The sequence below is a fragment of the Synechococcus sp. 63AY4M2 genome (assembly GCF_002760475.1).
In the GTDB taxonomy this organism is placed as follows: domain Bacteria; phylum Cyanobacteriota; class Cyanobacteriia; order Thermostichales; family Thermostichaceae; genus Thermostichus.
In genome coordinates, this window is sequence record NZ_AXUX01000001.1 from 2,926,595 (window position 1) to 2,948,924 (window position 22,330).

Annotated in this window: 24 protein-coding genes; 7 read left to right on the forward strand and 17 right to left on the reverse strand. The window is 61.2% G+C overall.

Going from position 1 to position 22,330, the window contains the following annotated elements:
• Nucleotides 1-313 precede the first annotated feature (313 nt).
• The 4 genes from psbV (at nucleotide 314) to SYN63AY4M2_RS12985 (ending at nucleotide 2,829) form a co-directional block, all read left to right on the forward strand.
• Nucleotides 314-850, forward strand: coding sequence for a photosystem II cytochrome c-550 (gene psbV / locus SYN63AY4M2_RS12970; protein WP_011430519.1), 537 nt, complete (start codon nucleotides 314-316; stop codon nucleotides 848-850).
• The gene (psbV2, locus tag SYN63AY4M2_RS12975; RefSeq protein WP_011430518.1) at nucleotides 850-1,374 is read left to right on the forward strand and encodes a photosystem II cytochrome PsbV2; all 525 of its coding nucleotides are present in this window, start codon (nucleotides 850-852) and stop codon (nucleotides 1,372-1,374) included. Before psbV ends, psbV2 begins: the two co-directional genes overlap by 1 nt.
• A gap of 70 nt (nucleotides 1,375-1,444) precedes the next feature.
• Entirely contained in the window at nucleotides 1,445-1,945 is a 501-nt protein-coding gene (locus tag SYN63AY4M2_RS12980) for a hypothetical protein (RefSeq protein WP_011430517.1), read from the forward strand.
• Nucleotides 1,933-2,829: a sulfatase-like hydrolase/transferase gene (locus tag SYN63AY4M2_RS12985; RefSeq protein ID WP_083759164.1), complete on the forward strand. Its 897-nt coding sequence runs from the start codon at nucleotides 1,933-1,935 to the stop codon at nucleotides 2,827-2,829. Before SYN63AY4M2_RS12980 ends, SYN63AY4M2_RS12985 begins: the two co-directional genes overlap by 13 nt.
• Before the next feature lie 80 nt (nucleotides 2,830-2,909).
• Here SYN63AY4M2_RS12985 and SYN63AY4M2_RS12990 read toward each other — a convergent pair whose 3' ends face one another.
• The 4 genes from SYN63AY4M2_RS12990 to SYN63AY4M2_RS13005 form a co-directional block, all read right to left on the reverse strand.
• Nucleotides 2,910-4,046 (reverse strand): AI-2E family transporter, encoded by a 1,137-nt coding sequence (locus SYN63AY4M2_RS12990; RefSeq protein WP_011430515.1) that lies wholly within the window; start codon nucleotides 4,044-4,046, stop codon nucleotides 2,910-2,912.
• A 21-nt stretch (nucleotides 4,047-4,067) separates the two neighbouring features.
• The gene (gene fabI, locus SYN63AY4M2_RS12995) at nucleotides 4,068-4,844 is read right to left on the reverse strand and encodes an enoyl-ACP reductase FabI (RefSeq protein WP_011430514.1); all 777 of its coding nucleotides are present in this window, start codon (nucleotides 4,842-4,844) and stop codon (nucleotides 4,068-4,070) included.
• 59 nt (nucleotides 4,845-4,903) lie between these two features.
• A complete protein-coding gene (gene aspS, locus SYN63AY4M2_RS13000) occupies nucleotides 4,904-6,709 on the reverse strand; it encodes an aspartate--tRNA ligase (protein ID WP_011430513.1) in 1,806 nt (601 codons plus the stop codon).
• A 72-nt stretch (nucleotides 6,710-6,781) separates the two neighbouring features.
• Entirely contained in the window at nucleotides 6,782-7,711 is a 930-nt protein-coding gene (locus tag SYN63AY4M2_RS13005; protein WP_168175126.1) for a zinc ABC transporter substrate-binding protein, read from the reverse strand.
• Nucleotides 7,712-7,779: 68 nt separating this feature from the next.
• Here SYN63AY4M2_RS13005 and SYN63AY4M2_RS13010 point away from each other — a divergent pair, with 68 nt between their 5' ends.
• Together SYN63AY4M2_RS13010 and SYN63AY4M2_RS13015 are read left to right on the forward strand one after the other, a co-directional pair.
• Nucleotides 7,780-8,535 carry a metal ABC transporter ATP-binding protein gene (locus SYN63AY4M2_RS13010; RefSeq protein WP_011430511.1) on the forward strand — a complete coding sequence of 252 codons (756 nt, stop codon included), beginning with the start codon at nucleotides 7,780-7,782 and terminating at the stop codon, nucleotides 8,533-8,535.
• A 15-nt stretch (nucleotides 8,536-8,550) separates the two neighbouring features.
• Nucleotides 8,551-9,384: a metal ABC transporter permease gene (locus SYN63AY4M2_RS13015; protein ID WP_011430510.1), complete on the forward strand. Its 834-nt coding sequence runs from the start codon at nucleotides 8,551-8,553 to the stop codon at nucleotides 9,382-9,384.
• A gap of 39 nt (nucleotides 9,385-9,423) precedes the next feature.
• Here the strand turns inward: SYN63AY4M2_RS13015 and SYN63AY4M2_RS13020 are convergent, their stop codons facing one another.
• The 3 genes from SYN63AY4M2_RS13020 to SYN63AY4M2_RS13030 all read right to left on the reverse strand — a co-directional run bounded on the left by SYN63AY4M2_RS13020 (nucleotide 9,424) and on the right by SYN63AY4M2_RS13030 (nucleotide 11,692).
• Nucleotides 9,424-9,714: an RNA-binding protein gene (locus SYN63AY4M2_RS13020; protein WP_011430509.1), complete on the reverse strand. Its 291-nt coding sequence runs from the start codon at nucleotides 9,712-9,714 to the stop codon at nucleotides 9,424-9,426.
• 194 nt (nucleotides 9,715-9,908) lie between these two features.
• Nucleotides 9,909-10,691, reverse strand: coding sequence for a 16S rRNA (guanine(527)-N(7))-methyltransferase RsmG (gene rsmG, locus SYN63AY4M2_RS13025; protein WP_011430507.1), 783 nt, complete (start codon nucleotides 10,689-10,691; stop codon nucleotides 9,909-9,911).
• Nucleotides 10,688-11,692 (reverse strand): hypothetical protein, encoded by a 1,005-nt coding sequence (locus SYN63AY4M2_RS13030; RefSeq protein ID WP_099887449.1) that lies wholly within the window; start codon nucleotides 11,690-11,692, stop codon nucleotides 10,688-10,690. The genes rsmG and SYN63AY4M2_RS13030 overlap by 4 nt, the downstream gene beginning before the upstream one ends.
• A gap of 374 nt (nucleotides 11,693-12,066) precedes the next feature.
• Between SYN63AY4M2_RS13030 and guaA the strand changes: the two genes are divergently transcribed.
• The gene (gene guaA, locus SYN63AY4M2_RS13035; protein ID WP_099835001.1) at nucleotides 12,067-13,617 is read left to right on the forward strand and encodes a glutamine-hydrolyzing GMP synthase; all 1,551 of its coding nucleotides are present in this window, start codon (nucleotides 12,067-12,069) and stop codon (nucleotides 13,615-13,617) included.
• 52 nt (nucleotides 13,618-13,669) lie between these two features.
• On the opposite strand, the gene SYN63AY4M2_RS13040 is transcribed toward guaA, so the two are convergent.
• From SYN63AY4M2_RS13040 to SYN63AY4M2_RS13085, 10 genes are all read right to left on the reverse strand, one after another.
• Nucleotides 13,670-13,891, reverse strand: a complete 222-nt coding sequence (locus SYN63AY4M2_RS13040) for a hypothetical protein (protein WP_011430503.1) — start codon at nucleotides 13,889-13,891, stop codon at nucleotides 13,670-13,672.
• A gap of 2 nt (nucleotides 13,892-13,893) precedes the next feature.
• Nucleotides 13,894-14,220 carry a hypothetical protein gene (locus SYN63AY4M2_RS13045; protein WP_228375221.1) on the reverse strand — a complete coding sequence of 109 codons (327 nt, stop codon included), beginning with the start codon at nucleotides 14,218-14,220 and terminating at the stop codon, nucleotides 13,894-13,896.
• Nucleotides 14,221-14,300: 80 nt separating this feature from the next.
• Nucleotides 14,301-15,335, reverse strand: a complete 1,035-nt coding sequence (locus SYN63AY4M2_RS13050) for a GTP-binding protein (protein WP_099813166.1) — start codon at nucleotides 15,333-15,335, stop codon at nucleotides 14,301-14,303.
• Between the two features lie 102 nt (nucleotides 15,336-15,437).
• Entirely contained in the window at nucleotides 15,438-16,217 is a 780-nt protein-coding gene (locus tag SYN63AY4M2_RS13055; protein WP_071813555.1) for a hypothetical protein, read from the reverse strand.
• A gap of 71 nt (nucleotides 16,218-16,288) precedes the next feature.
• Entirely contained in the window at nucleotides 16,289-16,819 is a 531-nt protein-coding gene (gene purE, locus SYN63AY4M2_RS13060; RefSeq protein ID WP_011430499.1) for a 5-(carboxyamino)imidazole ribonucleotide mutase, read from the reverse strand.
• A complete protein-coding gene (locus tag SYN63AY4M2_RS13065; RefSeq protein ID WP_011430498.1) occupies nucleotides 16,789-17,889 on the reverse strand; it encodes an L-threonylcarbamoyladenylate synthase in 1,101 nt (366 codons plus the stop codon). The genes purE and SYN63AY4M2_RS13065 overlap by 31 nt, the downstream gene beginning before the upstream one ends.
• Entirely contained in the window at nucleotides 17,858-18,877 is a 1,020-nt protein-coding gene (locus SYN63AY4M2_RS13070) for a YihY/virulence factor BrkB family protein (protein ID WP_049749756.1), read from the reverse strand. Before SYN63AY4M2_RS13070 ends, SYN63AY4M2_RS13065 begins: the two co-directional genes overlap by 32 nt.
• Nucleotides 18,878-18,965: 88 nt before the next feature.
• Nucleotides 18,966-20,300 carry a dihydroorotase gene (locus SYN63AY4M2_RS13075; protein ID WP_099813168.1) on the reverse strand — a complete coding sequence of 445 codons (1,335 nt, stop codon included), beginning with the start codon at nucleotides 20,298-20,300 and terminating at the stop codon, nucleotides 18,966-18,968.
• A gap of 11 nt (nucleotides 20,301-20,311) precedes the next feature.
• A complete protein-coding gene (locus SYN63AY4M2_RS13080) occupies nucleotides 20,312-21,676 on the reverse strand; it encodes a histidine phosphatase family protein (protein WP_011430495.1) in 1,365 nt (454 codons plus the stop codon).
• Nucleotides 21,677-22,055: 379 nt separating this feature from the next.
• Nucleotides 22,056-22,330: zinc ribbon domain-containing protein (locus tag SYN63AY4M2_RS13085; protein WP_143597027.1), on the reverse strand; the 275-nt coding region annotated here is incomplete at its 5' end.

Here is a 22,330-nt window from a genome sequence, read left to right on the forward strand (position 1 = left end):
CGCCTTTGAGGACTCCTCAACCCTATCTGTCCCAACCTCTGCTGTCCTCTCCAGGAGGAAAGAGATCCCTTCTCCGAGTTTGCTTTTGTGTATCGCATTGCCGATCTCGGCAGGGTGGGGGCAATAACCCGACCGTTGAAGGGGCCCTGAATTCGCAATCAAACTTAACACCAAGGTCGAAGAGAACGCCTTGCAAAACGGATCCCGGATCCCATCTGCAAATGATCTCGCAATGGTCTATTCTTGATCCTGTTGTCGGGTTTGTCGCTGGAGCAGAGCTGACCCCTTTTCTAAGATCGAACTACGGAGAACCATGTTTAGCAAATTTTTTTCTCTTCAGAAAGCGTTCGCGGCGGCGCGTCGTCGGTTACTGATCCTGATCTTGGTTTTGGGGATGGCCGGGTATGCCTGGGGGCCGGCCTTGGCGGCCAGGCAGATTCCTCCTGTAGCCTTGTCGCCAACCGAGTCCATCACTTTCACGGAAGCGCAACTGGCCAGAGGAAAGCAGTTATTCAACAGGGCCTGTGCCCAGTGTCATGTGGGTGGACAGACCTATCCCAATCCGGATGTTACCTTGAAGCTCTCGGATCTGGAGGGGGCAACACCTCCCCGCGATAATGTGTTGGCGATCGTGGACTACATCAAGAACCCGGTCACCTATGACGGGGTAGAGTCCCTGGTGGAATATCATCCCAACACCCAGCTTCTAAGTGAGTATCCTCGCCTGCGCAACCTCACCGATGAGGATCTGAAGTTAATTGCCGGCTACATCCTAGTGCAGGCTAAGACCGTGCCCGGCTGGGGCGGCACCAAGAGCGAATCCCACAGTGACCTTTCGGCCTATCTCTGATGCCTGGGCAAACTCAAGGGGCAAAGCGGTGGCGGGTCCCGGGCCGTGGCTGGAGGTGGGCCGGGATCCTGCTTCTGGTATGGCTAGGGCTAGCTAGCCCAGCAGCAGGCCGCATTGATCCTTACGTGAGCCACTATCTGCGAACCACTGAGCCGATAGAGCTGCCCTGGGATGCGGAAGGGCACATGCTCACCTTTACTCCAGAGCAACTTACCGACGGGAAAAATCGCTTTCAGTCCGCCTGTCTGAACTGCCACGTGGGTGGCTCTACCCTACCGGCCCCCAACATTTCCCTGTCGCTCAAGGACTTGCGCGGCGCCACCCCACCCCGCGACACCATTCAAGCCTTGGTGGAGTACCAACGGGATCCCCGCAGCTACGATGGCACCGAGGTTAGCTATGGCTGCCGCCCCGTGCCCCCCTCCTGGATGGATGATGAAGCGCTGCGCAACCTGGCTGCCTTTATCCTCAGGGCGGCTCAAGTGGCTCCGGGCTGGGGATCCAACGCAATCGGAGGTGGCTGAGGAGTCGGGGTTTCCTCCGCCGCTCCTTGCAGGGGTGGTGGTAGCCTGGTGAAGAGGGAAGGTGGCGGCCATGCTCCAGAATATCCGCTCCATACTCCTGGGCCTGTGGATACTGACCCTGCTCGTTTTCCTTGTCCAAAACTGGGGATCTGCGGCAGCCGTAGTCGTAGCCGGGCAAGCTGGCGCTGCGATTCCTTTGTCGCTGACGCTCTTGACGGCCTATGGGGTAGGAGTGGGCTTGGGGTTTCTGTATGTGGGCGCTTGGCGGCTGCACGACCGGGTATTCCAGCGACAGGCAATCCGCAAGTTAAACCAGCTCATCGAGCGAGTGCGCTTTTTGGAAGCGCAGATGATTCCCCCCGACCACTATTTGCCTCAGGATCTGCCGGATCCCCAGGCAGGCCGCTATTCCTACTCCAATATCCCGCCGGAACGCATTCGCGACCCGGCTCCTAAATCTGCCAATCCTGAGGAAGAACTTGAGGAGGAAGACGACGCGGCCACAGCCCCCAACTGGCGGATCGTCCGACGGCCCTATTCTGCCCAGGAGGAAGAGGAATGGGACTCTTGAACTGGTGGCGATCTTCTGCGGCTCCCTCGTCTGAGTCCGACCCTCGACCGGAACCCCAGGGACAGAATAACTATCTGCTGATCGTTCTCGACAGTTGCCGTTTCGACAGCCTGCTGGCCGCCAACCCCAAGCATCTGCTCAAGCTGGGATCCCTGGAAAAGCGCTGGAGCTACGCTTCCTGGACGGCTCCCGCCCACTACAACCTGCTCATGGGCCTGCTGCCCCACACCAGCCCCACCCAGGTTTTCGCGTCTGAACACTACAAGCAGGAATATTTGCGCTACAACGAGCGCCTCGGTACCCGGCAGCCGATCGAGTTCAAGCATCTGCTGCCCCACCTCTATTTGCCGACGCTACTGAAGCACCAACTGGGCTACACCACCCACGCCATGGTCTCCCTGCCGGTGCTCAACCCCAGCACCCTGCTCAACCGCGACTTCGATTCCTACCGCCTCATGCCGCGCCACAACGACATGGCAGCCATGGTGGAGCAGTTGCGCTTTGATCCGGATCGCCCCAGCTTTTACCTGTTGAATGTGGGCGAAACTCACTATCCCTACGCCCTGCCCGATGAGGATCCCAGCCTGTGGCCCCGCATCTCTGGGGTGAATGGCGTGTTAAAGCGCCTGGATGAAGGGGAAGAGGCCGGGATCCCCTTTTTCAGCGCCGCCCAGTTGGAGGAGCTGCGCCAGCGGCAGATCGAGGCGGTGCGCTACCTAGATGGGGTTTTTGAACAATTGTTCGATCTGGTTCCCAAAAACACCTACATCACCGTTACCGCCGACCACGGCGAATTGTTCGGGGAAGGGGGCTATTTTGGCCATGGCCCCATCCACCACGAAAAGGTGCTGGAGGTGCCTTTTATCGAGGGAAAAATTCGCTGAGGCCCTCACCCCCGGCCCCTCTCCCAAAGGGAGAGGGGAGATACGGATTCGGGTTCGGCTCCGCTTGGAACGTCAGCACGCTAAACCTGTTGGGTCTCCGGTTTGGGCAAGGTGGGATCCCGGCGAGTTTCTCTGCGACTTTCGCCCAGAGAGGTCACTCTCGTGGTCGAGTCCAAGCCCTCTTCGGCGGCCAAGTCGGCGGAACGCGCGATCTCGTAGAGGCTTTTCACCACACTGGTTAGGGGAATCGCGACGATGACGCCCAGGATGCCCCCCAGTTGCGCCCCCACCAACAGGGCGATCAAGATCCACACCGGGTTGAGGCCGATCAGTTCCCCCATCAGGCGGGGGGCGATGACCCGATCCTTAACCTGCTGCACAATTAGGGAGACCAGCACCACCTTGAGGCTGAGCCAGATATCCTGAAAGGCCAGCAGCACCGCTGCCGCGCCGATGCCAATAAAGCCCCCCACCAGTGGGATCACCTCCAGCAGGCCGATCAACAGGCCAAACAAAAGCCCGAAGGGCACGCGCAAAAACCCAAAAATTGGCACCAGCATCAGGGCCATGATGAACCCCAACACCAACTGGCTGATGAGAAAGTTCTGGAAACTCAGAGCCAGGGCTTCGCCGATGCGCGGTCCCCAGGGCTTGGGGAAGAGGCTGAGCAACCCCTGCCAGAACTGCCCCCCGTAGAGCAGCATGTAGAGGGCCAGCACCAACACCAACACCAGATCGATCACCTGATTGAAGGTGCCCAGGAGGATGTCCAGGGATTGGCCGGCAATTTTTTCGGCGCTGGCCTGCAGGCGGTTGAGGAGGGTGTTCACCAGCTCTGTCTGGCCGAGGTTGATGTTGCGCTCTGCCGCCCACAGGCTGATTTGATCCAGCCAGCTTTGTAAGGTATCCACCCACTCCGGGATCCGCGCCCCCAACTGCACCACCTGCTTGGCCAGGATGGGCACCACAGCGATCCCCACCAAGGCCAGCAGCACCACCGACAGGGCAAAAACCAGGGTGACTGCCAAACCGCGGCTTACCCGATAGCGCCGCAGCACCTGCACCGGATAGTTGAGCAAAAAAGCCAGCACCGCCGCCGTCAGGATGGTGGTGAGCAGATGGCCAAACAGCCGGCCCACCTGTAGGGCCAGCCAGCCGCTGATGACGATCAAAATCCAGGTGAGCAGCAGCCGCTGCAAAGGCGAGAAGCGATTCATGCCAGGGGGATCCCCAAGAGCCTAAAAACCCAGGATGCTATATCCACTATCCACATAGATCACCTGGCCGGTAATGCCGCTGGCCAGGTCGCTGGCCAGAAAAGCTGCCACATTGCCCACCTCGAGCTGGGTGATATTGCGCCGCAGCGGAGCTTTCTCCTCGACCGCGTGCAGCATGGCATGGAAATCAGCAATGGCCGAAGAAGCCAAGGTGCGAATGGGTCCAGCGGAGATGGCATTCACCCGGATCCCGGCGGGGCCCAGCTCGGCCGCCAGGTAGCGAACGCAGGTTTCCAGGCCCGCTTTGGTGACAGCGGCCATGTTGTAGTTGGGCACCACCCGCACCCCCCCCAAATAGGTGAGGGTGAGGATGCTGCTGCCGGATCTCAAGAGAGGCTTGGCGGCCCGGCAGAGGGCAATCAGGGAGTAGGTGCTCACATCCATGGCCAGGGCAAACCCTTCCCGCGAGATATCGCTAAAGTTGCCGCTCAGCTCTTCTTTTTTGACGAAAGCCAGGCAGTGAACCAAGATATCGACCTGACCCCATTTCTGGGCTATTGCCTGAAACAGCTCGTCAATCTGCTGGTCGCTTTGCACGTCGCAAGGGAGGAGAAAATCCGGCTGCAGGGGCTCGGTGAGCTGCTGGACTTTGGTCTTGAAGCGATCCCGCTCGTCCGGCAGATAGGTAACCCCCAACGTCGCCCCCGCTTTGTGCAGTTGCTGGGCAATGCCCCAGGCGATGGAGCGCTCGTTGGCAATGCCGGTTACCAAGGCTTTTTTTCCGGTCAGGTCTAGCATACGGAAAGGTGGGGTAGGTTCTTCTCTATCCTTCCACAGTCCGGAACAGGGGATCCTGTTCAGCCGGGCTGATAGGTGGAGGCCACGTGCAGTTCTTTGAGCTGCTTGGCCTCGACGCCGGAAGGGGCACCGGTGAGCAAACACCTGGCCTGCTGGGTTTTGGGAAAGGCGATGACATCGCGGATGGAATCTTCCCCCGCCAAGAGCATCACCAGCCGGTCTAGGCCATAGGCGATGCCGCCGTGGGGCGGGGTGCCGTACTCGAAGGCTTCCAGCAAAAAGCCAAACTTGTCCCGCGCCTGCTCAGGGGTAAGGCCAATGGTCTGGAAAACCTGCTCCTGGATCTCGCGCTGGTAGATGCGCAGGGATCCCCCGCCCACTTCCACGCCGTTCCAGACCAGGTCGTAGGCCTGGGCCCGCGCCGTTTTCAGGTCGGCCAAGTCGTCGGGGTGGGGGGCGGTAAAGGGGTGGTGCAGGGCTTCCAGGCGGTTTTCCTCGGCATTGAATTCAAACAGGGGAAAATCGGTGATCCAGAGGAGATTCAAGGCGTTCTCCGGGATCAAGCCCAGCTCCTGGCCCAGGTGCAGCCGCAGGCGGCCCAGCGACTCGTTGACCACGGCAGCCGGCCCTGCTCCAAACAGCAGCAGATCCCCCGGCTTGGCGTTGGTAAGCTGCAGCAACTGCTGTTCCTGCTCGGGGCTGAGGCTTTCTTTGAGGGCGCCGATGGTGTCGAGGCTGCCGGGCCGCACCCGGATGAAGGCCAGGCCACCCGCCCCGTACTGGGTGACCAGCTTGAACAGATCCCCGCCCGGCTTGATGCGGGTGTTGGAGATCTTTTCGTCGCCGCCCGGCACCGGCAGAACTTTGATCACACCGCCCTCTTGCAAGGCCTTGGCGAAGACCTTAAAGCCGGATCCCTGAAACAGCGGCGAAACATCCACCAATTCCAGCCCAAAGCGGGTGTCGGGCTTGTCGGAGCCGTAGCGGGCCATGGCCTCGGCATAGGTCAGCCGCGGGAAAGGGCGGGGCAGGTCGATGCCTTTGACGGTTTTGAAGATATGGCAGAGGAGCCGCTCGTTGAGTTCCAGGATCGCCTCCTGATCCATAAAGCTCATCTCCATGTCCAGCTGGGTAAACTCCGGCTGGCGATCCGCCCGCAGATCCTCATCCCGAAAGCAGCGGGCAATTTGGTAGTAGCGATCCACGCCGGCCACCATCAGCAACTGCTTAAAAAGCTGGGGCGACTGCGGCAGGGCAAACCACTCCCCGGGGTTGACGCGGCTCGGCACCAGGTAATCTCTGGCACCTTCGGGGGTAGAGCGGGTGAGGATGGGGGTTTCCACCTCGATAAAGCCTTCTTCGTCCTCCAGGAAGCGGCGGATGGCCTTGATGACCTGGTGACGCAGCTGCAGGTTGCGGGACAGGCGCTCTCGCCTCAAGTCCAAGTAGCGGTAGCGCAGGCGGATCTCCTCCCGCACCTCTTCCCCTTCCTCCCCCGAGACGCTGAAGGGAAGCTGCTTGCCCACCCGGCTGAGAATTTCCAACTCTTCCGCGTAGACCTCCACCTCGCCGGTGGCCAGGCGGGGATTAAAGGAGTCACTAGGTCTTTGGTGAACCGTTCCCGTTACCCGCACCACATATTCGCTGCGCACCTGCCCCGCCAGCTCGTAGGAGAGGGGGGTTTTCTGGGGATCGGCCACCAGTTGCACGATGCCGGAGCGATCCCGCAGATCCAAGAAGATCACACCGCCGTGGTCGCGGCGGCGGTCGATCCAGCCGTAGAGGGTGACGGTCTGGCCGATGTGGGCCGGGCGCACTTGGCCACAGTAGAGGGAACGAGGCGGGCGACGGATGGCAGCAGGCATGGACGCGGTGAGATAACGAGGGTCTGAGCCCCTATCATACAAAACTCAGCCCCACCGTCTCGATGCTGCCCCTCAAGGACAGTCAGGGGATCCGCCCAAGGCCGCCACGATGGTGCAGGTGTTGAGGCGCATCATGGCGACGTAGGTTTCGGCGCCGCTGCCTGCTTCCCCCAAAGAGTCCGAGTACAGTTCCTGTTCGGCTACCTGCACCCCGGCTTCGGCGGCCACCGTCTGGATGAGAGCGGGGTTAAGGGTGGTCTCGGCAAAGACCGCCGGCACCCCCAGGGCGCGGATCTCCTCCACCAACTGGGCCACCGTCTGGGCGCTGGGCTGTTCCTCGGTGCTGATCCCCAGGAGGGATCCCCCCATCTTCAGGCCGTAGGCTTGGGTGTAGTAGGCAAAGGCATCGTGGGTGGTCACCAGAACCCGGTTGGCGGGGGGAATGGTCGGAATCTGTTCCCCGATCCAGGTGTGGAGCTCCTCCAGCTCCGCCCGATAGGCGGCGGCATTGGCCTGGAAAAAAGCGGCTTCGTTGGGGACTTGCTCCGTCAGCTCCTGGGCAATGTGCTCCACCATGAGGATGACGTTTTCCACATTGCCCCACACGTGGGGATCCGGCGTCGGGATCCCGTCTTCATCGGCGACGATGGGCTCAAGGATCTCGGCCAGGGCAACCCGCCGCGCTCCTTGGGCCGTGGCCTCGATAAGACGAATTAACCCCGGCTCCAGGTTGTAGCCGTTGTAAAACACCAGATCCGCTTGCTCCAGGGCCGCGGCATCGGCCGGCGTCGGCTCATAGACGTGGGGATCCACGCCCGGCTGCAGCAGGCTGCTGAGCTGGATGCGATCCTGCCCCACCTGCCCTACCCAATCGGCAATCAAGGTGGTGGTGACCACGACGCGGGGACGCGCCACAGCCAAGCCAGCCAGGGACAGCCAACCCCCGATCACCAGGCCAAATCCCACCGCCAAGCGGCGCCCAGCAAAAAACAAAGCTTTCATTTTCATAATCGTTTCATGATTCATGTACCCCCCTAGGTTACACTGGTCTTGATGAAAATGAAAGGAAAATGAAAAAACCAGCGGTTTCTCTCCCGCTTCGTCCGGCCTCCCTGGTGGTGCGGGATCTGACGGTGCGCTACGGCAAGTTGCTGGCGTTGGAGAGGATCGGCGCCGAGATCCGGCCGGGGCGCATCACGGGCATCCTGGGGCCCAACGGGGCCGGCAAGAGTACATTGCTCAAGGCGCTGTTGGGGTTGGTGCCCAAAGAGGGGGGCGAGGTGCGCTACGGCGGCCAGGTGCTGCGGGGGGAGCAAGTGGCCTATGTGCCGCAGCGGTCGGCCATCGACTGGAGCTTTCCGGCCACGGTGTGGGATGTGGTGCTGATGGGACAGGTAAGAGCTGCCGGCTGGTTGCGCCGCATCGGGCCAGAAGGTCGGGAGCGGGCCGCGCAAGCCCTGGAGCGGGTGGGGATGGGAGCCTATCGGGATCGGCCCATTGGTCGGCTATCAGGGGGACAGCAGCAGCGGGTGTTTTTGGCGCGGGCTCTAGCGCAGGAAGCGGAGATCTACGCCCTGGACGAGCCGCTGGCCGGGATCGACCAGCCCAGCGAGGCCATTGTGTTTCAGGTGTTGCGGGAGCTGGCCGACGCCGGCCATATCGTGATGGTGGTGCACCACGACCTGGGGCAGGCGCTGGCCTACTTTGACGAGGTGCTGCTCCTCAACCGCGTGCTGATTGCCCAGGGATCCCCGCAGCAGGTGTTGCAGCCGCAGGTGTTGCAGCGGGCCTATGGCCGTATCCTGCCCTTGGACTCGGCTGCCTAGGGGGTGAGAGGTGGTATGGAAGGGCTCTGGCACACCCTGGCGGATCCCTTGCGCTTTGCCTTCATGCAGCGGGCCCTGTTGGTGGCCGTGGCCATCGGCATGCTCTGCGCCGTGGTGGGCAGCTATCTGCTGGTGCAAAGCTTGGCCCTGCTGGGAGATGCCCTCAGCCATTCGCTGCTGCCGGGCCTGGCCATTGCCTACATGCTGGGCCTAAACCTTTTTGTCGGCGCCTTCGTGGCGGGGTTGCTGAGCGCTCTGCTCATCCAGTGGATCCGCTCCGCCACTCCCCTCAAGCCCGATGCGGCCATGGGGATCGTCTTTTCTGCTTTCTTTGCTTTGGGGATCCTGTTGATCACCCTGATCCAACGGCGGGCCCGCATCGATCTCAACCACTTCCTCTTCGGCAACCTGCTGGGGGTAAGTGCTGCCGACGTGTTGACGGTGGTGGGCATCACCGCTCTGGTGCTGGGATTGGTGGCCCTCTTTTTTAAAGAGCTGACTTTTTACAGTTTCGATCCCCTGGGAGCCAAGGCAGCCGGCCTGCCCACCGAGGGACTGGGCTGGGGGCTGATGGCGCTCACCTCCCTAACTTTGGTGGCCAGCATGAAGGCGGTGGGGGTGCTGCTGGTGCTGGCCATGCTCATCACGCCGGCAGCAACAGCCTACCTGTTGGTGCCTCGCCTGCAGCAGGTGATGCTGCTGGGATCCCTGTTTGGCGTCAGCGCTAGCTTGCTGGGGATGTACGCCAGCTACTACCTCAACGTCGCTTCTGGCCCGGCTATTGTCCTGGTGGCCTCCACCTGGTTTGGCTTGGCCTTTCTGGCCAAAGTCATCTTCGGCCAAAGCTAAAGGCCGGGGAGAGGGATCCCCGGCCCAGAGCCTATCGGATTAGAAGCGGGAAGAACGGCTATCCCGCCTGCCGCCGCCTGCGCCGGCCTGACGCGGCATGGCCTTGTTAACCCTCAGATCCCGGCCCATCCAGGTGGCGCCATCCAACTCATCGATGGCTTTTTGCTCGTCGGCCTCGTTTTCCAGTTCCACAAAAGCAAAGCCGCGCTTGCGGCCCGTCTCCCGATCCACCGGCAGCTTGATTTGCTTGACGGTGCCGTACTCGGAAAACACAAGCCGTAGGTCTTCTTCACTGGCCTTGAAGGACAGATTGCCCACAAAAATGGTCATAACGTAGCGAACTCCGAACCTTAACCTTTAGCGCTCAGTTCGGAAGCTCACCTGGTTAGACCATTGGCTCAATCCGAACCTGATGCCATCCACATCTTAGTCTCCCCGACGGCATTTGCAAACTACCTGTCCAAGATCTTTCTCCAGGAATGTGCAGAAGCTTTTTTGAACTAGGAAATTAAGGATCCCAACTTTTAGCGGCGCTTGTCCTGTCCCAGGGGTTGGCGTTTGGGAATGCCGGGAGGACGGGGATAGCAAGCTGGTGTAGGGGCGACTTTCTCCAACAGCAGGCAATGCCGCATCCCGTGGCTGTGGGGGGTAGTGAAGGCTTCGACATGGATCAGCTTCCCCCCCAAAAGAGAAAGGGCCCGCTTCAGGGTTTGGGCTTCTGCCTCGGTCCAATGGCCGCGGTAGAGAATGGCGCGTCCCCCCACCTTGAGCAGGGGCAGGCAATACTCGGCGCAGATCTCCGCCGCTGCCACGGCTCTGGCCAAGGCCAGATCGTAGCTGCCGCGTTCCTGCGGGTCTTGCCCCCAGATCTCTGCCCGTTGGGCCACCGCCCGCGCCTGGGCGAGGGAAAGCTGCTGCAAAACTTCTTGCACAAAGGCGATCTTGCGTTGGCTGCTGTCTAGGAGGGTGAAGTGGGCCTGGGGCAGGGCGATCTGGGCCGGGATCCCTGGAAACCCTGCCCCGGTGCCGATGTCGATCCCGCGCCAGGGCTGAGCTTGGATTTCATCCCAGGATCCCAGCAGGCGCAGGCCCCGCAGCGAGTCCCACAGGTGTTTCTCCCAAAAATCGATGGGATCGGTGATGCGGGTGAGGTTTTGGGTGCGGTTTCCGGCCATCACCAGGGAATAGAGCTGTTGCAGTTGCTGCTGCTGCGGCTCAGAAGGCTGCCAGCCCAGATCCACCAGCCAGCTTGACCACAGGGCCTCCAGTTCTGGGGGCTCAGAAGCAGGCGGGTCAGCCTTCTTCATCCCAGGGATCGCAGCCATGGCAATCCCAGTTTTAAGCCGGCGGGGATGGCTTTGTCGGCCCAGCCCTTGAGCTCTTCGGCCAAGCCCTGCAAAGAGCGATCGGCCCCCAGCAGCTCCTGGTTCAGGCAAACCAACTCCTGCAAATCCAGCTCCTGACAGTGGATCCCCTCTTCCACCAGCAGGTTAATCGGCTGTGGCTGGGCCTGGAAGGATTGACGGGAGGCCAACTCCAGCTCCACATCCAGAAGCACCTGCTCCAGTCGCTCCACCTGCTCTTGCATCTGCGCCAGCAGGGCTGCCAACTGTTGGCAGTAGTGGTGAACCCGCTGGGCATAGACCTTGAGCGGCAAGGTCAGCGGCAACAGCGATTCAGAGAGCACCTGGATCAGGTGCTGGGCTTCCAGCTCTTCCAGTTGTAGGTCTTGCCAAATGGCCTGATAGAGGCGCAGCGAATGGCGGCAGCTTTCCAGGCGCCGGTAGCAGGGCTGTAACACCGAGGCTCGCAGCTCCTGCAGATAATCCCTCCACAGCTGCCCCACCTCCACGATCCAGTGGGAGCGAAGAAAACTCCACCCCTGAGCCAACAGCCAACTCATCACCAGGCCCGCCAATAACTGGTTTTTTTGTGGTAACAGGAAAGGCGAAAGCTGCTCTCCCCAGATGGCCAGACCCAGCCAGAGCAGGGCGGCCAAAGCCAAGTGGGGCAAGCTGATCATCTCGGCCAAAAGCTGGGCAGAGCAGCGCTGGCGCAGCATCCAGACCATCCCAGCGCCCAAGCTGTAGAGTCCTCCCCCCAACAGCGGGATCACCACCAGCCATAGGGGTTGCCCTCTCCCCAAGTGCAGCAACGACCCACCCTCGCTCAGCGCATCCCAACTGAGCAAGTACAAGGCCAACAAAGCCAAAACCACACCCCACCCTTGCTGCCGCTTGAGACGGCGAGCCAGCAGACGACGGCGACGACGAAGATACGTTTGAAAGGACTCAGCAACAACGGACATAAAACGATGGCACTGCGGATCTTTGCCAGTATCTCCACCGGTCTGGATGGCTTCTTTTTTCGATCATAAGTCTTGCCTTTACCTGGTCATCTGGGTTCCCCGTTGCGATGGTTGCTGGGAATCATTGCCTAGCCAGTGAGCGGTTTTTTAGCGAAAACTCTCTTCCCACCCGATAGGGACTCTCCAGGACAGGCAACTGCAAGCAAGCGCCTCCATCCCTGTTACGATGGAAGAGCCCTTAATGTTTCTTATCCACAGCCGAGTTAGTCGCTAGGCCCGGCTTTCTCATTCTGCACTTGCGAGGTTTTGTGAACTCTTCTACCTCTCCCCTCCCTCCCGGCCTTTTTCCTTCCTCCCTCAAGGTGCAGCGCCAGATGATTGTTATTCTCGATTTTGGATCCCAGTACTCTGAGCTCATTGCCCGGCGTATTCGCGAAACCCACGTCTATTCGGAAATCCTTTCCTACCGCACCACTGCCGAGCAACTGCGGCAACTGCGGCCCCAGGGCATCATCCTCTCCGGCGGCCCCAACTCGGTCTATGAGCCGGGCGCTCCCGCTTGTGACCTGGAGATCTGGAACTTGGGGATCCCCATCCTGGGCGTGTGCTACGGTATGCAGCTTATGGTGCAGCAGTTGGGGGGCAAGGTGGAGCCGGCCCAGAAGGGGGAATACGGCCGTGCCGCCCTGCACATTTTGGATCCCACCGATCTGCTCACCAACCTGCCAGAAAGCAGCATCATGTGGATGAGCCACGGAGACTCGGTGACCGAGTTGCCCCCGGGCTTTCATTCGCTGGCTTACACTGACAACACCCCCTTTGCCGCCATTGCCGATCCGGCGCGCCGTCTCTACGGGGTGCAATTTCACCCAGAGGTGGCCCACTCGGAGGCCGGTACCTTTCTCATTCGCAATTTTGTCTATCACATCTGCGGCTGCGAGCCCACCTGGACAACGGAAGCTTTTCTGGAGGAGGCCATTCGGGAAGTCCGTGCCCGCGTGGGCGACAAGAGGGTGCTGTTGGCCCTTTCGGGGGGGGTGGACAGCTCTACTTTGGCTTTTCTGCTACACAAGGCCATTGGGGATCAGCTCACCTGCGTGTTCATCGACCAGGGGTTCATGCGCAAAGATGAGCCGCAGCGGCTGCTGCGCCTTTTCCAAGAGCAATTTCACATCCCTGTCCACTACGTGGACGGACAAGAGCGCTTTCTCCGCCAGTTGCAGGGGGTCACCGATCCCGAGGAGAAGCGCAAACGCATCGGGGCAGAGTTTATTCGCGTGTTTGAGGAGGAGTCGCAGCGGCTGGGCCCCTTCGAGTACCTGGCCCAGGGCACCCTTTACCCCGATGTGATCGAGTCGGCCAACACCAATGTGGATCCGGTTACCGGAGAGCGCATTGCCGTCAAGATCAAAAGCCACCACAACGTCGGCGGCTTGCCGGAGAATCTGCGCTTTAAGCTGGTAGAACCTCTGCGCAAGCTCTTCAAAGATGAGGTACGGCAACTGGCCCGTTCGTTGGGCTTGCCGGAAGAAATTGTTGGCCGCCATCCTTTCCCGGGGCCGGGCCTGGCCATCCGCATTGTGGGCGAGGTCACCAAAGAGCGGCTGGAGATCCTGCGCGAGGCCGACATGATTGTCCGCCAGGAGATCAACCGCTCCGGCTACTATCCCAAGCTGTGGCAAGCCTTTGCCGTGTTGCTGCCGGAAGTGCGCTCGGTGGGGGTGATGGGGGATAAGCGCACCTATGCCTGCCCGGTGGTGGTGCGACTGGTCACCAGCGAAGACGGCATGACGGCGGACTGGGCTAGGGTGCCCTACGACCTCTTGGCCACCATCTCCAACCGCATCGTCAACGAGGTGCCGGGCGTCAACCGCGTAGTCTACGACATCACCTCCAAGCCCCCCGGCACCATCGAGTGGGAGTGATGCTGGTCGGGCGGGATCCCTTGCCTCTGGCCTCAAGGCCGGACTGGAGCGATTACCTATGGCCTGCTTCCGGCAGGGAATAGGAAGGGCTTGAGCTGAAAGGCTGAGCGGCTTGCACTTCCATACGGGCCAGGGTTGTGGCCGCGTCGGCCAGTTGTAGGGCTAGGTTGGCACGGCTAATCGGATCCCGGGCATTCCAGAGATCTTGTCCCAGACAAAACACTCGATAGCGAAAAGCTTTGATGGAGTGCGATGGGATCACTTTGACGGTCATGGTTACAACCTTTTTTCCACAGCAATCTGAGCGTTCAGCAGAACCCGCTCCGGCTCGAGGTAAACAAATGTTACCAAAACAACTTCGTTGGCACCCCTAATCGCAACCGGGCAGGTGGCTTTTTGCGGTTCCACCCGTTCATGCCGTACCCCCACAGTGTATTCTCCAATCGGCAGGTCATCAAAGCCGGCGTCGGCGTAGATTAACTCGATGGTTTCTTCGGCAATCAGTTGCCCCTCCCGCTCCAGAAAGGCGACAAAAGGGATCCCGTCGATGGAAGTGAGGGCGTTGTTGGCCTGGTTGCGGATCATCACAAAGATGTCGGACATAGCTGGGATGCCCTCTCTCAAGGCTCCCCTCGCGAGGCTGCCGGAACAGGGCCCGACGATTCTAAGCCGCCACCCAGTTCTTAGCCCTGGACGGGCGCCGGGACAAGACAGGCTTCCAACTTTTGCCGCAGCTTGGCCGTATCGAGGTGCTGGCCGATGAGCACCAACTGGTTTTTGGGCTGGCGAGGCCAGGCGTCGCTGCTGAGGGTGTAGCGCCGACCGCTGAGGTGGAAGATATGTCGCTCTGGGCTTTCCTCAAACCACAGGATCCCTTTGGCCCGAAAGACTGCATCGGGCAACTCGTTGAGAAAGTTCTGGAAAGCGTCTAGAGAGAAGGGGCGATCGCTCTCAAAGGCCAGGGAGTTAAAACCATCGACCTCGATGTGGCTGCGGTGCGAGTGGCCGTGATCATGGCCGTGTTCGTGGTCATGCTCATGGTCATGCTCATGGTCATGCTCAGCGTCGGGAGCCTCCTCCTGGGGCAGAGAGCTGGACTGAAACAGGTCTGTATCCAGGATCAGCTCTAGGGGCACTGCGCTGTTGACCGTGCGCAAAATGCGGGCATCTTCCTTGATCTCGCGAATGCGTTTTTCCAGGCGCTCGATCTCCGCCGGCTCAACCAGGTCGGTTTTGTTGAGGAGAATGACATCCCCATAGGCAATTTGGCTGTAGGCCACGTCACTGTTGAACAGATCAGGAGCGAAGTTGCTGGCATCCACCAGGGTGATGATCGAATCCAGCCGTGTCAGATCCCGCAGTTCTGGCCCCAAAAAGGTGAGGGCAACCGGCAAGGGATCCGCCAGTCCTGTGGTCTCCACCACCAGGTAGTCGATTTTGTCGGAGCGCTCCATCAGGCGCAGCACACTCTCGACAATGTCGTCGCGGATGGTGCAGCAGATGCAGCCGTTGTTGAGCTCTACGAGGTCTTCTTCGCTGGAGACAATCAGCTCGCCGTCGATGCCAATCTCCCCAAATTCGTTGACCAGCACCGCTGTGCGCATCCCTTTCTGGTTGCGGAGGATGTGGTTGAGCAGAGTGGTTTTCCCGCTCCCCAGAAAGCCAGTGATGATGGTGACAGGCAAGCCTCGCTTGGGCACTTCAATGGTGGTGGTCATGGAGGAACCGCAATCTGCTAAAGAGGACCCTTCCACTTTATCCTCATTGTAATGACGCTCTTTGAAGACTCGCTGACCCAGCGGAGATGTTGAGGCAGCCATCTAGACGCTGTGGTTCCGACCTGAAGAGGGATCCCCGCTGCTTTCGGGGCGTTTGAGGTCGGCCAAATCGTTGAGGCGACGCAGGATCCCCCACCCCTGCAGAGCTTCCAGCAGGGCTTCCCGGACGACAGCCACGGTTTCTTGGTCAAGGGCGAGGCGGAGGTAGTCCACCGCTAGCCGCGTCTGCTCGGCATCCAGGTATGGCATCAAGCTCTGCAGCCGACGCACGCCCAGCAGCCGTCGGTAGGAGTCGGGGGAAGCGATGTCGCTGAGATCTCGCTCCAGTTGGGAACGCTGCCGCTCTTGGCGGCGGCTAAGCCACTCCCAAAACAGCAGCGCCAACAAGGCAAAGGTGGCTAGCCCCTGCAAAATGGCGCCCGTGGCCAGCCAGCGCTGGCTGGATTCTGCCCAGATGGAAACCACGATGTAGGTGCCCAGAGCGGCGCCTGCCCCCCCGACAACAGCAAGCAGCAGGGAGCGATCGGCTTGGCGAAACCAGGCTTGCAACTCCTGCCAGCGGCGGCTGAACTCAGGGCTGCGCGCAGCATACAGCCCCAGCATTGCCCCACTGCCCACAGCTAGAGAAAGAGCTAGCCGCCAGTGCCAAAAAGCCAGCCCCGCCAAGGCCAAGCCCGACAGGGCCAAAACCCGCCATTGCGGCCCCGAGAGTAGCCACAGGGCCACCTGGGATCCCCTCTCCACTGCCCCTTTCTGAACTCGCTGCAGATATTCCCGCCAGGATCCCTGTCCGGAAGAGGGGCGACCCGATCCATCCTTCACCGCTGGCAACTCCCCCAACTTCGTCCCATCTGATCCCTGTCAAGACAGGCCAACGCTCTCTCACTCAATAATTATGCTCTGCCGGCGGAGCTGAGATAGGCTTTCCACCCCTGAGTTTGCAACTGGGCGTTTTTCTCTTGCACCGCTTGCTTGAGGCTTTCCCGGTAGGCCAGCACCCGTTGTTGCAGGGCGGGATCGCCGCTGGCCAAGATCTGCACGGCCAAGAGTCCAGCGTTGTAGCCATTGCCGATGGCTACAGTAGCCACCGGGATCCCCTTGGGCATTTGCACGATCGAATATAGGGAGTCCAGCCCCTGCAGAGATTGGCTGAACACCGGCACCCCGATGACCGGCAGAGGGGTAAGGGAGGCTACCATCCCCGGCAGATGGGCCGCCCCGCCGGCGCCGGCGATAATGACGCGGATCCCTTGGATATGGGCGCGGCGGGCAAAGTCCACCATCGCCTCCGGGGTGCGGTGGGCGCTGAGGATCTGCAGTTGGTAGGGGATCCCAAACTCCTCACACACCTGGGCAGCGGGTGCCAGGGTGGGCAGATCGGAATCGCTGCCCATTAGGATGGCGACGAGAGGGGAGACTTCCATGAGCGGCTGGCCCGTCGTAGCCGATCCATGATCGCATAACCTAGGCCAGTGACAACTGGTGGCGGTTCAGCCAACAGCAAGGTGGCCGCTCCCTCATCCAGGCGGCGCAGGCTAGCAAAGAAGGCGTGGGCCGCCGAGTTGGGATCCGGGCCCAGACATTCTAGGGTAAAGGTGACCTCAGGACAGTGGCGGGAGAGGCTTTCTGCCAGCGCTTCTGGTTTGGCGGCGAAACTGAGAATGCCTAGGTGCGAGTGGCCAGTGGCCAAGCGCCGCAACTGTTGCCAATCCTCAGGCTGAAGCTGGGCAAAGGCAGTGGGCAAAAGCCAGATGGGCTTACCGGGAGCGTAGTGGCTGCTCAGTTGGCCGGGAGCCTCTGGACTCTCCTTGCCGTCTGGGGCAGGGGGAGAGCTTAGGGGCAAATTGAGGTGGGATTCCAAAACTTCCCGCGGGATCCCGCCAGGGCGCAACAGGGTGGGCGTGCCGTCGGGGCTGAGCTTGAGCACTGTCGATTCCAGGCCCACGCTGCACTCTCCCCCGTCCAAAATGTAAGGGATCCGCCCCGCCAACTCGGCATAGACGGCCTGGGCCGAGGTAGGGCTGAGGCGGCCAAAGCGGTTGGCGCTGGGGGCAGCCAAAGGCACCTGAACTGCCCGCAGCAAAGCCTGGGCCACGGGGTGGGCGGGCATCCGCAGCGCCACCGTGGGCAAGCCACTGGTGACGAGATCCGGCACCCGGGATCCCTTGGGCAGCACCAGCGTCAGCGGCCCCGGCCAAAAGGTGTCGACAAGGGATCCCAGGCGAGCGCGAGCGGCGGGAGTAAAAGCCTCCAGATCCACCAGCCAGCCCTGCAGTGTCTCTAGATCCAGCCCAGCCGGCAGATGCAGGATCAGGGGATTGAAACGGGGGCGCTCCTTGGCGGCAAAGATCTCTGCCACCGCCTGTTCGTTGAGGCCGTGGCCCGCCAGGCCGTACACCGTCTCTGTAGGTATGGCCACCAACTGGCCCCGCCGCAGCGCTTCAGCCGCCAAGGCAATGTGCTCAGGGGTGGGGGGGAGGATCTGCGTTTGCATGAGGGGTGGGGGAGCAGTCCCGAATCCATTGTCGGGCCTGGTAGAGGGCAATGTTAATCTGATCCCCAAACAGCAGCGCCAAGGAAGTGAGCCAAACCCACAGCAATAAGACAATAACTGCCCCCACGGCTCCGTAGACTTGGTTGAGCTGGCCGAAGTGCTCCACATAAACCCGCAGCCCCCACGACACCCCAACCCAAAGCAGGCTGGCCACAATCGCTCCTGGCCAAATCGGCATTTGGGGCCGGCGCAAGCTGGGGCCGAATCGGTACAGCACCCAACAGGAGACGACGATCATCCCCAACGAGATAGGCCAGGTGAGCGCTTCCCACAACTTCAGCGCCAGCTCCCGCCAGGGATCCAACTGATCCGGCCCGGCAACCCCCTCCGCTAGGGATTTCGCTTGGGCGGACAAGAAGCGGAAAAAGCTGGCACTGAACAAGAAGATCAAGCTGGCCAAACCGGTTAACCCCAGGGTAGCTAGCATCCAAACCATCGAGATCAGCTTGCGTCTCCAAAAGGGGCGGCGCATCTCCTGGGGGATCTCGTGGCTGAGATCCAAAGCCGTCATCACTGCTCCCAAGGCCCCAGAGGCAGCCCACAGGGTTCCTAAGAAGCTGAGGGAGAGCAAGCCTCGGTTTTCCCCAAAGCGGAGCTCTCGCGCATACCGTTCCAGAAGCACCAGGGCTTCTTGGGGGGCAATCTGCCCCAATTGCTCCATCAGGCGCTGAAAAGCTTGCTCAGAGGAGCCGACAAACAGCCCAATCCCGGTCAAGAGGGTGAGGATAAAGGGAAATAGGGCCAACATCGAGCTGTAGGCCATCTCGGAGGCTAGGCCAAACAGCCGGTAGCGCATCGCGTTTTCCCAGGCCAGCCGTAGTGTACGCCAGGCCAGCTCCCCTTGGCGACTCCACTCTCCCCATGCCCAGCGGATCCCTTGCAACTGCCGGAAGCTCGGCAGCGTCCCCAGCCGCTTCCCTAGCTTCATGGGCCCCTACCCCCTTGAGCCTAGCTCCCAGGATAATTCAAGGCCCTGCGCCTCTTGGCACAGAGAAGGGGTTTTGCCGGTCTCAGGTTCAGGGCTGGCTTCCTTCTTCAACATGGGTGTGCAACACCTTGCCGCGCAGGGTCCTGCCCAGCCAGGGAGTGGCCAGGGATCGCGAGCAAAGGGTGGCTGCCGAGACCGTCCAGGTATGGCCCGGATCGAACAGCACCCAGTCACTTCCGGGAGCTAGGCTGGGCGGCTCCAACCCCAGGCAGCGGGCCGGGTAGAGGCTGAGGGCCGACCAGAGCTGGAGCGCCGTCAGGGATCCCGTCTCTACCAGGTTCTGCCACAGCAGGGGCAGCGCCAGCTCCAGGCCTATGGCCCCAGGAGGGGCTTCGGCAAAGGGCAGGGTTTTCTCCTCGTAGGTGTAGGGGGCGTGGTCGGTGGCAATACCCAGGCTGCCGCTGCGGATGCCGGCGATGAGGGCCTCGCGGTCGCTGCTGCGGGGGAGAGGAGGCAAGAGGCGCAGGTGGGGATCGTAGCCGTGCTCCAAGACGGCTTCCTCCGCCAAGAGCAGGTGCATCCAGGTGGTGCTGGCGCTAACCGGCAGCCCCTCTGCTTGGGCCTGCTGGACAAGCTCCAGGCTGCGGGCTTGGCTGAGGCGCATCACATGCACCGGCGCCGGCGAAGGAACGCTGCGCACTACTTCCAGGAGACGGGCCAAGGCCGCGGTTTCGGCACTGGTTGGGATCCCCTTCAGCCCCAAGCGCAGCGCCCACACCCCCTCGTAGAGGCTGCCCGAGCCAGCCAGGCTGGGATCCCAGGCCCACACCAGCAGCGGCTTATTCCAAGGCCGCAAATACTCCAGCGCCCGCCGCAGTAGGGCCAACGACCGCAGCGGCTCTGATCCTTCAGTCCGGGCCACAAAGCCAATGGCGCCGGCGCGGGCCAGCTCTCCCCAGAGGCTGGGAGCTTCTTCCCGGTCACGCAAGCTCAAAGCAGCCCAGGGCAGCCAGCGGGAATCCCCCGCTCGGCGGCGGTAGCGGCCCACCTGCTCCGGCTCGTCCAGCACCGGGAAAGTTGCCGTTCCGGGCAGGGGGGCAGGGAGAAGACCCACTTGGGTAAACCCCCCTGCCAGAGCTGCTGCCCCCAGAGAGGCGAGGGTTTCGCGGCAGGGGGAGAGCTCTTGATCAGCGATCTCGCCACTGTGGGCGTACAGATCGATCAAGCCCGGCCCCAGCACCCAGCCAGCAGCCTCCAGGCGGGGGATGTCGGCAGGGATCCCCGCCGGCTCGGTGGCCCGGAGGCGGCCCTGCTGCAGCCACACGTCGGTCACCTCATCCCGCTGTTGCCAGGGATCCAACAGGCGCACCCCACGGAGGCAGAGATTGAGCAGGCTCAGGTCGGCAGGGAGGGTGGATCCCATCTTCCACCTCCCTAAAGCGCACCCGCTGTGGTGCAGTCGAAAATCTGGCCGGACAGGTGAGTGGTGAGGTTCAACACCTTGAGAACAGGGGTGCCGTCCTTTCCTTCCGGGTAGTCGATAACGGTAATGCCGCCATTGCCCTGCTTGAAGATCCAAAAGGCGTGGGGGGAAAGGCCGAACAACTGGCAGATGATCGCCTTGTTGATGGCGTCGTGGGCCACCACCACGGCCGTGCCTTCGGGAAATTGGGCGGCGGTGATGGCCAAAATCTCTTCCCAGGCCGAGCGCGTGCGATCCCACACTTGGTACAGATTTTCCCCGTTGGGCATTTGCACCGCGGCCGGATCCCGCTGCCAGCGCTCCAGCTCGCCGGGGTATTCGGCTTCCACCTCGCTCTGGAGCTTGCCCTCCCAGTCGCCGTGGCAGATCTCCTGCAGCTCCGGCATCGGGCGTAGGATCAGGTTGGGGTGGTTGCTGCAGATGGCGTCCGCCGTAGCCCAGGGGCGCTTCAGCGGGCTGGAAAAAGCCAGGTTCAGCGGCTGGTCGGCCAGAAACTCCGCCACCCTAGCTGCCTGCTCCTCGCCAGTGGCGTTGAGAGGAATATCGCGCTGCCCCTGAAAGCGCTGCTCCCGGTTCCATTGCGTCTCGCCGTGCCGCACCAGCAGGATACGCATCCCCTGCTTGCGTTTGGGCAGAGGCTGGCCCAGATGGGCAGTGATATTCAAAGATTCCAGTTGCGGCAGCGCCCCCAGGCCCTGGGGAAAGTTGAGAACGCTGATGGCGCAGTTATCTTGCCCAAGACGGTGGTAGTGAACCGGCCCCAAGCCAATGGCGGTGCTGACCAGGGCGCGGTTAATGCCGCTGTGTCCGACAACGAGAACGGTGAGGGGATGCCTTGGATCGGTTCTCCGATCAGAGGAGGCGGGGGGCACTGACTTCACTTGCTCGGCCAGCAGTTGCCAAAACTCCTGCGCCTGCTGCCAGAGATCCCGCACCGGAAAGCGCCCCTCCAGCTCCAGCTCGTCGGGACGGTGCCGCCATAGGTGGTAATCTTCTGGGTATTTCTCCTTCACCTCGGCAAAGGTCAAGCCCTCCCAAGCTGTCAGGTCGATCTCCCGCAGGTACTCGCTGATAAACAAAGGGATCCCCGCTCGCTCCTTGAGAATGATACGGGCGGTGTCGAGGGCACGGGAGAGAGGGCTGCAGTAGGCATAATCCAAGGGGATCCCGGCCAGAACCTCAGCTACCCGCTGTGCCTGCGCTTCTCCACCGGGGGTGAGGCGAGAGAGATCGGAGCGGCCTTGGATGCGATTTTCGACGTTGAAGGTGCTCTCACCGTGGCGCACGAGCAGGATGCGCAGGGCAGGCTGAGCCATTGTTTGCACGGACTTACTCAAGAACACCTTCTAGAGTATCGCCTAGAGTATCGCTGTTGGGCTGGGCTTGCCCTGCCAGTGGGGTTCTTTCTAGGGGTTGGGTCCCGGATTCTGGCCTCAACAGATCGGGCAGTCAAGTTTTCAATTGGGATGAGCCGCCCAAGCCACTGAGAAAACTCTGCCAGCTCTTCAGGAGCGGGAAGACGCGAACAAAGAGCAAGCCAGCTAGCCCCCCTATATCCCCCCTTGCGGCTGGGGCAGGAACCCTCTGGCTTGGCATAGGCTAGTTCAGGCGGCCACTGCGGCTTTTCCAGTCCAGCTTCTGATCCAGAAGAAACTCCAGATAAGGGAGATAGGCTTCATAGCTGTGCTGATACATTTACGCTGAACACTGCTGAGCATTACTGCTCAGCGGTGAAGCGATAGCATTCTGTCCGTTTCCGTTGTCACTACGCGATGCTGACGCGACCGCGCTACTCGGACGGAGTCCAAACAGAAAGGCGGTATCCCGCAAAGCCCTGAGCATAACACCCAGAGCGCCTTGCCAATCTCGTGGTAGCCTATGGTTGCACTTTGGGCATCTAAACACCTTTGCGCCACCCAACTTAGTGTGGATGTGCCCGCACTTGGTACAGGTTTTGCTGGTGTACGCTT